The 12,393-nt window shown below is 55.1% G+C and carries 10 protein-coding genes; 4 read left to right on the top strand and 6 right to left on the bottom strand.

From position 1 onward, the window contains the following. Positions 1-111: 111 nt before the first annotated feature. The 5 genes from ACFX4U_RS14020 to ACFX4U_RS14000 are packed head-to-tail and all read right to left on the bottom strand — an operon-like array spanning position 112 to position 6,764. On the bottom strand, positions 112-3,231 hold the full coding sequence (locus tag ACFX4U_RS14020; RefSeq protein ID WP_313506588.1) for an efflux RND transporter permease subunit: 3,120 nt from the start codon (positions 3,229-3,231) through the stop codon (positions 112-114). Next, entirely contained in the window at positions 3,228-4,682 is a 1,455-nt protein-coding gene (locus ACFX4U_RS14015; RefSeq protein WP_313506587.1) for an efflux RND transporter periplasmic adaptor subunit, read from the bottom strand. The genes ACFX4U_RS14020 and ACFX4U_RS14015 overlap by 4 nt, the downstream gene beginning before the upstream one ends. Continuing rightward, positions 4,682-5,935: a TolC family protein gene (locus tag ACFX4U_RS14010; RefSeq protein ID WP_313506586.1), complete on the bottom strand. Its 1,254-nt coding sequence runs from the start codon at positions 5,933-5,935 to the stop codon at positions 4,682-4,684. Before ACFX4U_RS14010 ends, ACFX4U_RS14015 begins: the two co-directional genes overlap by 1 nt. Before the next feature lie 12 nt (positions 5,936-5,947). After that, positions 5,948-6,298, bottom strand: a complete 351-nt coding sequence (locus ACFX4U_RS14005; protein WP_313506585.1) for a copper-binding protein — start codon at positions 6,296-6,298, stop codon at positions 5,948-5,950. 55 nt (positions 6,299-6,353) lie between these two features. Beyond that, positions 6,354-6,764: a DUF2946 domain-containing protein gene (locus tag ACFX4U_RS14000; protein ID WP_305736764.1), complete on the bottom strand. Its 411-nt coding sequence runs from the start codon at positions 6,762-6,764 to the stop codon at positions 6,354-6,356. Between the two features lie 346 nt (positions 6,765-7,110). On the opposite strand from ACFX4U_RS14000, the gene dcuC reads away from it, so the two are divergent. The 4 genes from dcuC (at position 7,111) to uspG (ending at position 10,515) form a co-directional block, all read left to right on the top strand. After that, positions 7,111-8,487, top strand: a complete 1,377-nt coding sequence (gene dcuC, locus ACFX4U_RS13995; RefSeq protein WP_045508942.1) for an anaerobic C4-dicarboxylate transporter DcuC — start codon at positions 7,111-7,113, stop codon at positions 8,485-8,487. Between the two features lie 97 nt (positions 8,488-8,584). Then, positions 8,585-9,388 (top strand): ribonuclease I, encoded by an 804-nt coding sequence (gene rna, locus ACFX4U_RS13990; RefSeq protein WP_305736765.1) that lies wholly within the window; start codon positions 8,585-8,587, stop codon positions 9,386-9,388. Positions 9,389-9,526: 138 nt separating this feature from the next. Beyond that, positions 9,527-9,937, top strand: coding sequence for a nucleoside diphosphate kinase regulator (gene rnk, locus ACFX4U_RS13985; protein ID WP_017455866.1), 411 nt, complete (start codon positions 9,527-9,529; stop codon positions 9,935-9,937). 149 nt (positions 9,938-10,086) lie between these two features. Further along, positions 10,087-10,515: a universal stress protein UspG gene (gene uspG, locus ACFX4U_RS13980; RefSeq protein WP_305736766.1), complete on the top strand. Its 429-nt coding sequence runs from the start codon at positions 10,087-10,089 to the stop codon at positions 10,513-10,515. 80 nt (positions 10,516-10,595) lie between these two features. Here uspG and ahpF read toward each other — a convergent pair whose 3' ends face one another. After that, complete coding sequence (gene ahpF / locus ACFX4U_RS13975) at positions 10,596-12,161, bottom strand: alkyl hydroperoxide reductase subunit F (RefSeq protein ID WP_313506584.1); 1,566 nt, start codon at positions 12,159-12,161, stop codon at positions 10,596-10,598. Between the last annotated feature and the right edge of the window lie 232 nt (positions 12,162-12,393).

Here is a 12,393-nt window from a genome sequence, read left to right as displayed (position 1 = left end):
CTTAACAAGATCGGATTAATTCTGAAAAAATCTACGGAATAATCGCAGTATTACCTCACTTAACACAGAATAGCGTTAGATGCGCCCCATCACAGGGGCGCAAAAAAATGACTAACGTTTGCGATGCAGTAAGAAATAAACCGCCGGAATAACCAACATCGACAGCAAGGGTGCCGTTATCATGCCGCCAATCATAGGAGCAGCGATACGGCTCATCACCTCCGAACCGCTGCCACCGCCCCACATAATGGGAAGCAGCCCTGCCATAATCGTCGCAACTGTCATTACCTTTGGCCGCACGCGGAGTACCGCACCTTCATGGATAGCCTGTAGCAACACCTTATTCCCCCCATCCGGTTCACGCGTGCGATATTTCTGAAGTGCATGATTAAGATAGAGCACCATAATAACGCCGAACTCCGCCGCCACCCCGGCCAGAGCAATAAAGCCTACTGCTCCCGCAACGGACAAATTATATCCCAGCAGCCACAATAACCAGACACCACCAATCAACGAGAATGGCAATGTCCCCATTATTAACAGGGCATCAGATATACGCTTAAAGGTAATAAATAGCAGGACGAAGATAATCATTAGCGTTACCGGCAAAACGATTTTCAATTTTGCCGTGGCGCGTTCCAGATATTCAAACTGTCCGGACCACGAAAGCGTTACCCCTTGCGGCAGTTTCACCTGCTGCGCCACCCGCTGCTGCATCTCATCCACTGCTGATTTCAAATCGCGACCGCGCAGGTCAACGTATATCCAGTTCGAGAGGCGCGCGTTCTCGCTTTTCAGCATCGGAGGCCCCTCTTTCACCACGATATCCGCCAGTTCACCTAACGCAATCTGGCTGCCATTTTCCGTGATCACCGGCAATTTTCGCAAATCATCAACGTTATCACGTATTTCTCGCGGGTAACGCACATTGATGGGATACCGCTCCCGGCCCTGTAGCACTTCACCAATATTTTCTCCCCCCACCAACGTTGAGACCAACGACTGCAACTCTTTTACCGACACACCATAGCGCGCGGCTTGCTGCCGGTTAATGTTGATATCGACGTAGCGCCCGCCCGCCAGACGCTCCGCCAGTGCCGATGTTACGCCCGGCACGGTTTTCACCACCTGCTCGATTTGCTGCGCCACACGTTCAATATCAGCAATATTATTGCCGTTCACCTTAATCCCCACCGGGCTTTTAATGCCGGTTGCCAGCATATCCAGGCGGTTACGGATAGGGGGCACCCAGACATTGGCGATGCCCGGCACGCTAACGGTTTTATCCAGTTCTTCCACCAGCTTTTCTGGGGTCATCCCCGCTCGCCACTGGTCGCGCGGTTTAAAGCGAATGGTGGTTTCCAGCATGGTCAACGGCGCGGGATCGGTTGCACTCTCCGCTCTGCCAGCCTTACCAAATACGCTCGCCACTTCCGGCACACTTTTAATTAGCCGGTCGGTTTGCTGCAATAAATGTCCGGCTTCGCGCGCAGAGATCCCCGGTAACGTCGACGGCATATACAGCAAATCACCTTCGTTAAGCGGTGGCATAAATTCACTGCCCAAACGGCTCAACGGCCATAACGTTGCCAGCAGCAACAGCAGCGCCACCGCCAGCGTCGCTTTCGGCCACGCCAGCACTTTATCCAGCAGCGGCTCATACATGCGGATCAGGAAACGGTTGATCGGGTTGGCTTTCTCATCAGGAATTTTGCCGCGAATAAACAAGCCCATCAGCACCGGAACCAGCGTGATACCAAGCCCGGCTGCCACCGCCATCGCCCAGCTCTTGGTGAACGCCAGCGGCGAGAACATACGCCCTTCCTGCGCTTCCAGCGAAAACACCGGAATAAACGACAAGGTGATAATTAGCAGGCTGCAAAACAACGCCGGCCCCACTTCGACTGCCGCCTGTTCTGAAAAACGCCAGTAATCTGCGCCGGTCGGCTGGCGGTCAGGATTATCGTGCCGCCACTGCTCCATCACCTTGTGCATGTTTTCAATCATCACAATGGCCGCATCGACCATCGCACCAATCGCAATCGCAATCCCGCCAAGCGACATGATATTGGCGTTGATACCCTGGTAATGCATGACGATAAACGCGCCAAGTATCCCCAATGGCAGCGACACAATCGCCACCAATGCCGAACGGAAATGGAACAGGAATAGCGTGCAAACCAGCGCAACAACGATAAATTCCTCAATCAATTTATGCGTCAGCGTTTCGACTGCACTTTCAATCAGTGTCGAGCGATCGTAAACCGGCACGATCGCCACACCGTCGGGCAGCGTTTTTTGCACATCATTGAGTTTCGCTTTCACCGCATGAATGGTATCGAGCGCATTTTTGCCATAACGCATAACGATAATGCCGCCCGCGACTTCACCTTCGCCATTATATTCCGCCACACCGCGGCGCAGTTCCGGCCCAAGGCGCACCGTCGCCACATCGGAAAGCATCACCGGCACACCGTCCCGGCTGGCAATGACTATCTGGCGAAAATCTGCCAGTTGCCGCAAATAGCCAGTGGTACGCACCATAAATTCGGCTTCGCCCATCTCCAGCAACGCGCCGCCGCTCTCCTGATTCGCCGCCTGCACAGCACTGACAATCTGTTCATGGGTGATATTCAGCGCCCGCATTTTCGCGGGATCCGGCACAATCTGATACTGCCGCACCATACCGCCAACACTTGCCACTTCCGCGACGTTCGATACCGTTTTGAGTTCAAATTTCAACGTCCAGTCCTGCAACGCGCGCAAATCCGCCAGATTATGTTTACCGCTGCGATCCACCAGCGCGTACTCATAAATCCAGCCCACACCGGTCGCATCCGGCCCTAACCCAACGCTCACGCCCGCAGGTAACGATGACTGGATTTGACTTAAATTCTCCAGCACGCGAGAACGCGCCCAGTAGAGGTCGGTGTCATCATCGAACAGCACATAGACATAGGCATCGCCAAACATCGAATAGCCGCGCACCGTTTTCGCCCCCGGAACGGAGAGCATGGCGGTAGTCAGCGGGTAAGTGACTTGATCTTCTATAAGTTGCGGCGCTTTGCCTGGATAGCTGGCGCGAATGATCACCTGTACATCAGAGAGATCCGGCAGCGCATCCAGCGGCGCGCGCTGGATTGACCAAATCCCCCAGCCGGTGAGCACCAGTGCGGCCAGCAGGATTAACAAGCGGTTGCGCAGCGAGGCGCGAATGACGGCAGCAATCATTTCATTGCCTCCTGCGTGGGCATCAGATGAGTAATGACAGCGCCCTGTTCATCGTCCAGCGTAAAACTGAACATCACCTTATCGCCCACTTTGATGGCGGGTTCAGGCTGCTTAAGCACGAAATCCATTGTCATCGCGCCCCAGTTCAGCGCCGGGATCGGCTGGTGCGATAACGTGATGCTGCCCGCCTCAATCGCTTTCACCACACCGGTTGCGTCGTAGGTTTGCACTTTCTTCGCGGGAGCTTGCGGCGCCTGTTGGTGCGGCAGTGCGCTACGCAAGCTCGCTTCTGAGTCAATCAGGAACTGGCCAGACGTCACAACGTTATCGCCCTCCTGTAATCCGGACAGCACTTCGGTCCAGCCCTGTGCCGTACGCCCGGTGGTGACGTTAACCGCCTGGAAATGCCCGTCACCCGTCGCCAGTAACACGCGGCTTGCCGCACCGGTTTCAATCAGCGCCTCTTCCGGAACAGCCAGCACGTCAGGCTGCTGCGCCGAAGCAGGTTGCGTGACGGTAAGGAACATGCCGGGTTTGAGTTTTTGCTGCGGGTTATCCAGCACGATGCGGGCTTTCAGCGTCCGGGTGGTGGTTTCAAGCTGTGGCAGCAACTCACTGACGCGGCCGTGAAACTGCTCGCCCGGCCAGCTGCCTGAGGTGGCAATGATTTCACTACCCGCAGTAAGTGCCTGCGCCTGGCTTTGCGGGTAATTAACCACCAGCCAGACAGGATCAAGGCTCGCCAGCTCAAAGAGAACTTGCGTAGCGGCAACTTGCGCACCTTCGCGGGAATCAAGCTTGACCACATAACTGTCACGATCGGCGCGCAGCGTGAGCCGGGTTTGCGGTTTTCCGCTGCGTTCAACGGTGCGAATAATGGCATCTGGCATGAACTGCAACGCCAGCCGCTCGCGGGCAGCCCGCGTCAGTTCACCATCGCCCAACTGGCGCACCGCCAGATACTCTTGCTGCGCCGTGGTCCATTGCGGGATCCACAACTGCGCCAGCGCTTCGCCTTTTTTCACCCACTGCTGTGGCGCGCGGACCAACAGTTTTTCAACCACGCCCGCCGCCGGAGACGGCACGCTCTGAATACTGCGCTCATCGGTGGTTACCGTGGCGAAGGCAGAAAACGCGTCGGCAAGCGCACGTTTTTCCACCTTCGCCGTGGTCATCCCAAGATTTTGCTGCTGCTGCGCACTGACGCTAACACTGTCGCTGGCGGGTGTTTCATCGGCATAACGTGGCACCAACGGCATATCCATAAACGGTGATTTACCTGGCTTGTCAAAACGTTGATCCGGCACCATCGGATCGTACCAGTAGAGCACTTTTCGTTGCGGCGTCGGCTCGCCGGAAGCCGCAGGCGCACTGTGCTGGCGACCAGCGAAATACCCAACGCCCGCCGCCAGGCAAGCCGCAATCACGACGGCTACAATCGTTTTCTTCATTACCTTAACTCCTGAGGGATCAGCCAGCGGATTGCGGCCCATTTCTGCGCCATCTCTTTCTCGGCCTGGTTCGCGGCCAGTTCGCTATCGAGCACATTACGCCGGGCCTCCAGTAACGCGGAGAGATCCGACTGCCCGGAACGGTATTGCGCCGCCAGTAACGTGGCACGCTGGCGAACCAGCGGCAGCACCTCGTCACGCTGGCGCATCCACAGGGTTTGTGCGGCGTTATATTCAGCAACGAGTGAATGCAGTTGTGCGGCGTGATCGCGCTCAGCCAGCGCCAGTTGGTCGTTGGCTTGCATGGTGCGGGAAACATCGGCGGCGTGATCTTTGTCCTGCCGGTGGGACTGGAACAACGGCAAATCGACGGTAAACATTACCCCGGCCATGTCTTCGTACCCTTCGGCGCGGCGTCCGTACCACACTTCTACCTCGACATCCGGAATGGCAGCGATGGCGGATTCAGCGGAACGCGCTTTCGCGCTGTTTGCCGTGCTGGCAGCAGCGATAATGTCCGGATGCTGTGCGATGCCCTGCTCCAGCGTTTTTTCATCCGCAGGCAGACGTTGATACCGTGGAAGCTCGCCGGAAACGGCGCTCACATCCTGGCCGGTCAACTGCGTCAGGCGGGTTTGTGCCAGTTGCACATCGCGTTCGGCAAGTGTGAGCTTATCGCGCATTGCGCTCAGACCGACCCGAAAAGCCAGCACGCTGTCTGGTGCAGCATTGCCAGCACCCACGCTGGCACGCTGCGCGCCTTGCTGGCGTTCGGTTTCTGCCAGCAGTTTACGTGCGGTCTGCAACGCCTGTTGTGAAAGCGCTAAGTCGAGCCACGCCTGGGCAGTGTCGCGCTGTAAGTTGGCGCGCACGACGGCGGATTTGGCGCTGACACTTTGCGCTTCGGCTAACAAGGTATCGGCTTTGCGATCGCGTTTTTCGGCGCTGACATACTGCTGCATGATGCCAATCCGCTGCATCGTCATCCCTTCGCGGGTTAAACGGCGATCGTTGTTGCCCTGAACCGGGACGTTTTCAATACCGAATTTCAGCTTCGGGTCGGGTAACTGGCGGGCAGAATCTGCCATCGCATCCAGCGCCTGCGCCTCATTGCGGTTAGCGGAAAGTTCTGCGGAATAGCGCTCAGCGGCGGCAAGGGTTTGCGTCAGCGTCAGTGACTCCGCCTGCGCGGCGGAGCACATCAGTCCAAGCAACACCCCGCCGAGCCACTGGCTCAGCGAGTAACGTTTCATTGTTGCCCCCGGTTAGCGTTGCGGCGTTAATGAAACGAGCTGGTAGCCGTTTTCGCTTTGCACAAAAGTGAAGTCGACCTTATCGCCCACTTTCAGCGGCGCAAACGTGCTGCCTTTGGCCAGTGCAAACTGCATGGTCATTGGCGGCCAGTTCAATGCGGGAATAGCTTTATGGGCGATCGAAATCGCATCGGGGGTGATTTTTTTGATGACGCCCTGGCTTTGGTAGGTTTGCATTTGGCTATGCATCGCCGGGTGCTGCGACATATCGTGCATACCGTGCATTGCAGGCATATCTTCCGCGTGAGCGGCCAGGGAGAAAAACAGCACGCCAGAGAGCATGCAAAGAAGAGAAGAACGCATAATAAAACTCCTGTTAAACAATTAAATTAATAAAATTCAATGCATTAACAGGTTTTTATTCACGGAACCGGCAAAAACGAATCGTTGCCGGCGGGCCTATCGCAGGAGGGGTTAACGACCATCCGTCATGCGCGACGGAGGCACAAACTGGTTCCGCGACCGCCAGCGTCAGCGAAACGGGCAGCGCCACCAGTGAAGCGTGATCGGTGTCTTTTTGCGCCAGATCCGGAACACAATGTTTTTCGCACAGCGGCGTTTTCATGATGTCCATTTGCGGCGCACTGTCAGACATCGCCATTCGATGGTCCATATGCTGAACCATCACATTTTCACCCTGCACGCTTAAATCACAGTTATGCGAAGCAATCGCCACCTGGCTTTGAATAAGCAGCCAACCAAACGCCATCAGCAGCATCAACAGATGCCGCTTAATAAAGCGTAATCGGTATAGCCAGCCTGCGTGCATAACGTCGCCATGGGGGAAAGAAAAGTAACGGCGAGTATAAGCAGCATCTTTTTTATTTTTAAAGTGTTTTTTAACTAATTTACGTCCGGAAATAAAGCGCAACCGAAACCGTTAAAGTCATTAACTTATAGGCACCTTTTAAATAACAAATTTATCATTTCCAATTAATCCCAATTATTGCTTAAGCAGTATTAATTAAGTGGAGTGATAACAATTTGACGCGATTATTCGCTCAACACATCGCTTTGTTGATTTTAATCATCTACCCGCTGGCTATTATTCGGCACATTGCGTTGCCAGTTTTTTTACTTACTTTTCATTCAGGTCAACCTCCGGGGCCAACAACATGTTATTAACACTCATTGAACTGCTGATAGGCGTGGTGGTGATTGTCGGCGTGGCACGCTACATCATCAAAGGCTACTCCGCCACCGGCGTACTGTTTGTCGGCGGTCTGGCGCTATTAATTGTCAGCGCGCTGATGGGCCACAAAATATTACCCGGCAGCGCCACCAGCACTGGCTATAGCGCTACCGATATTGTCGAATACATTAAAATCCTGCTGATGAGCCGCGGTGGCGATCTCGGCATGATGATCATGATGCTGTGTGGTTTTGCCGCTTATATGACCCACATCGGTGCTAATGACATGGTGGTGAAGCTGGCTTCGCGCCCGCTGCGCTTTATCAACTCGCCTTACCTGCTGATGATTGCCGCCTATTTTGTCGCTTGCCTGATGTCGCTGGCGGTCTCTTCCGCAACCGGCCTTGGCGTGCTGTTGATGGCGACCCTGTTCCCGGTGATGGTAAACGTGGGCATTAGCCGCGGTGCAGCGGCAGCGATTTGCGCTTCTCCGGCAGCAATCATTCTTTCGCCCACCTCCGGTGACGTGGTGCTGGCTGCGAAAGCCGCCGAGATGCCGCTTATCGACTTCGCGTTTAAAACCACCCTGCCTATCTCCATCGCGGCGATTATTGCCATGGCGATTGCCCACTTTTTCTGGCAGCGCTACCTGGATAAAAAAGAACATATCGTCAGCGAAATGCTGGATGTGAAAGACATCACCACCAGTGCCCCCACGTTCTACGCCATCCTGCCGTTTACGCCGATTATCGGCGTGCTGATTTTCGACGGCAAATGGGGCCCCGAGCTGCATATCATCACCATTCTGGTGATTTGCATGTTGCTGGCGGCCGTACTGGAGTTTTTACGTGGTTTCAATACACAAAACGTCTTTTCCGGGCTGGAAGTGGCTTATCGCGGCATGGCAGACGCATTTGCTGGCGTGGTGATGTTGCTGGTCGCCGCCGGGGTTTTCGCCCAGGGCTTAAGCACCATTGGCTTTATTCAGAGTCTTATTTCGATTGCTACGTCGTTCGGTTCGGCGAGCATCATTTTGATGCTGGTGCTGGTCACGCTGACCATGCTGGCGGCAATGACCACCGGCTCCGGTAACGCGCCGTTCTACGCCTTTGTCGAGATGATCCCTAAACTGGCGCATGAATCAGGTATCAATCCGGCTTATCTTTCGATTCCGATGTTGCAGGCGTCCAACCTCGGGCGCACCATCTCTCCGGTTTCCGGTGTGGTGGTTGCCGTGGCGGGGATGGCGAACATTTCCCCCTTTGAAGTGGTGAAACGGACATCGGTGCCAGTGATCGTCGGTCTGATTGTGGTAATCATCGCTACCGAAGTATTGGTTCCGGGTGTCGCAGTACATTAATTTATAAACGCCATTTATGAAAAAGCGCCTGCCCGGCGCTTTTTTTATGGTTTAATAACGCATGGCAATTACCCGGATACATCCATCAGGAACTGATATGTTTATAAAGGGACTCTTCACCTGCGCAAGCCTTGCCGCGACACTGTTCTCCGCCGCTTATGCCGCACCGCTCAAGCCCACACAGTATGGTGACTTTGACCGCTATGTTCTGGCGCTCTCCTGGCAAACCGGTTTTTGCCAGAGCCTGCATGCGCAAGGTCGCAATGAGCCCGATGAGTGCAGGCCGCAAAAAGAACCCGCTAACAAAGCCGATTATCTGACCGTGCATGGTCTGTGGCCAGGTCTGCCAAAATCCATCGCCGCGCGCGGCGTCGACGATCGCCGCTGGATGCGTTTCGGCTGTGCCACGCGTCCGATTCCAAATATGCCTGAGGCGAAAGCTAGCCAAAAATGTGCCGCAGCGGAAACCGGCCTGTCGCTGGAAGTGGCCAACAAACTCAACGCCGTCATGCCGGGCGCGGGCAGCACCACCTGCCTTGAGCGCTATGAATATGCCAAACACGGTGTCTGTTTTGGCTTCGATCCGGACGACTATTTCGGCGCAATGGTACGCCTGGACACCGAAATCAAACAGAGCGCACTTGGCCAGTTTCTGGCAGAAAACTACGGGAAAACCGTCACCCGCGAGGCATTTAACGCAGCCGTCGCGAAAGCGTATGGCGATCAAAGCGTAAAAGCGGTGAAACTGACCTGTAGTGGTAACCCGGCGTGGCTGACGGAAATGCAGATAGCCATCAAAGCCGACGCGATAAACGCCCCGCTCGCGGCAACGTCTTTACTGCCGCAGCCGCATCCCGGCAACTGTGGAAACAGCTTCGTGATTGATAAAGCGGGATACTGAAGAACCATAATTCCGGCAAATGTGCGCAACATCACTTCACAGCACGCTGTCGTGTCAGTATCATCCCTTGTAGACAAACCCTCGCTGCCAGTCGGCGAGGGTTTTTCTTTGGATCAATCACCTGACATGGAGTACCAGATGTCCAGACCTGCCATTATCATTAATGAGCGAGACGCCGAGCGCCTCGACCGTCTGCTTGAGCAGCCCGCTCACGCTAACCTGCCGGTCGCGGATGCGCTAAATGAAGAGTTGGATCGCGCCCAGATGTGCGCGCCAGAAGCGATGCCACACGATGTGGTAACCATGAACAGCACGGTAAAATTCCGTGAACTGAAAAGCGGCGAAGAGCGCGTGCGCACGCTGGTTTATCCGGCGAATGTGACCGACAGCGCCAGCCAGCTTTCGGTGCTTGCGCCTGTCGGCGCAGCGCTGCTGGGCTTGCGCGTTGGCGATACCATCCACTGGGAACTGCCAGGCGGCACCACCACCGACCTTGAAGTGCTCGAACTGCTGTACCAGCCCGAAGCCGCAGGCGATTTCATGCGCTAAGCCCCGCCCTGCGTTGTTGTGCAGAGGATGCGCCCGCATCCTCTTTCCGTTCCCGCCCGTTTATTCTTCAGATTTGCCATCCAGGCAGCAAAATATTCCTCCCGTTTATGATTCAATCAGAAGGACATAACCTACAGGGAGAAGCGTTTATGTATCAGACAATCATTATGCCGGTCGATGTTTTCGAAATGGAGTTAAGCGACAAAGCCGTGCGTCACGCTGAATTTCTCGCGCAGAGTGAAGGCGTTATCCATCTTTTGCATGTGTTACCCGCCTCTGCCAGCCTGAGCCTGCACCGTTTCGCCGCTGATATACGCCGTTTCGAAGAGCATCTGCATCAGGAAGCGCAAACGCGCCTCAGCACCATGATCACACATTTCCACATCGATTCGTCACGCATTCATATTCATGTCCGTTTTGGCAACGTGCGCGATGTGGTCAATGAGTTAGCCGAAGAGTTGAGCGCCGATATGGTGGTGATTGCCTCGCGCAATCCTTCCATCTCCACCCACCTGCTCGGCTCGAATGCCGCGAATATCGTGCGCCACGCGCATATTCCGGTGCTGGTGGTCAGATAAATACGCTCAGGCGTAAAAAAAGAGGCTACCGAAGGTAGCCTCTTTACATTTGCAGGTATTGTTTACTTTCTTATTTTTGCTTACGCAGTTTTCGTGCGGATAAGGTAGTCAAACGAACTCAGAGACGCTTTGGCACCTTCACCCGTGGCAATAATGATCTGTTTGTACGGCACCGTGGTGCAGTCGCCTGCGGCAAACACGCCTTTCACGCTGGTTTCGCATTTCGCGTCGATGATAATTTCGCCCATGCGGTTGCGCTCAATCGCGCCTTCCAGCCAGGTGGTGTTCGGCAGCAGACCAATCTGCACAAAAATCCCTGCCAGCGCCACGCTGTGAACATCGCCGCTCACACGGTCGCGGTACTCAAGGCCGGTCACTTTGCTGCCGTCGCCTTTCACTTCGGTGGTCTGCGCGTTCAGAATAATGTCGACGTTTTTCAGGCTGCGCACTTTATCCTGCAATACCTGATCAGCTTTCATTTCCGGGGCGAATTCGAGCAATGTCACGTGCTCGACAATCCCCGCCAGATCGATAGCTGCTTCCACGCCGGAGTTACCACCGCCGATCACCGCCACGCGCTTGCCTTTAAACAGCGGGCCGTCGCAGTGCGGGCAGTAAGTCACGCCTTTGGTACGATACTGATCTTCGCCCGGCACATTCATATTGCGCCATTTCGCGCCGGTGGCAATGATAATGCTGCGTGCTTTCAGCACTGCGCCGGAGGCGGTTTGGATCTGATGCAGACCGCCTTCCACCGCTGCCGGAACCAGCTTGCTGGCGCTCTGGCTGTCAATCACATCGACGTCGTAATCCGAGACGTGCGCTTTCAGCGCGCCCGCCAGTTTCTGGCCTTCGGTTTTCGGCACAGAAATGTAGTTTTCAATATCTACGGTATCCAGTACCTGACCGCCGAAACGCTCGCCCATCAGGCCGGTACGAATGCCTTTACGCGCCGAATAAACCGCCGCTGCTGCACCCGCCGGGCCGGAACCGACAATCAGCACATCGTAAGCGTCACGTTTGTTCAGCTCTTCCGCCGCGCGTTTTTCCGCGCCGGTGTCGATTTTGGCAACGATTTCGCTCAGCGTCATACGCCCCTGACCGAACTCCTGACCATTCACAAACACCGCCGGAACACCCATCACGTTGCGATCGGTAATTTCGTTCTGGAACGTACCGCCATCAATCGCCGTGTGCTTGATACGCGGGTTCAGCACTGCCATCAGGTTCAGCGCCTGCACCACGTCCGGGCAGTTATGGCAGGAGAGCGAATAGTAGGTTTCAAACTCAAAATCGCCGTCGAGATCGCGGATCTGCTCAAGCAAAGCCTGCGCCTCTTTTGACGGATGACCACCGGTCCACAGCAGCGCCAGCACCAGTGAAGTAAATTCGTGGCCCAACGGCGAACCAGCAAAACGCGGGCCGCTATTCGAGCCAGGGTTGGTAATCAGGAACGACGGTTTACGCACCGCCAGGCTGTTGTCTTCTTTAAAGGAGACCTTGTCTGACAGTTCAGCGATTTCGCCCAGCAGTTCTTTGATCTCTGCCGATTTCGCGCTGTCGTCCAGCGTAGCAATCAGCTCAACAGGCTTGGTCAGTTTCTCAAGATAGGCTTTGAGCTGGGTTTTCATAGTAGTGTCGAGCATAACGTTCTCCCTTAAAACATCATCATGCAAGCCAAATCATTTAAGGCTGCATCAATGCAACTTGCATCATGGTGCTGAATAAAACGGGCACCCAAAAGTACCCGTTAACAATAGTAATTTCCGGAGTATTTCGCGCCAGAGCAAGACGGCTAGCCTGAGAGTCCCCGGGAGCTTACACCAGTAAGTGACCGGGGCGAGCAGGCGACGCCAACACCGCTATGGCGTGAAAGAC

This window comes from Kosakonia sp. YIM B13588 (assembly GCF_042788165.1).
Classification (GTDB): Bacteria; Pseudomonadota; Gammaproteobacteria; order Enterobacterales; family Enterobacteriaceae; genus Kosakonia; species Kosakonia sacchari.
The sequence above is the reverse complement of the archived record's forward strand: the minus strand, read 5'-3'. Positions and strand labels throughout refer to the sequence as shown.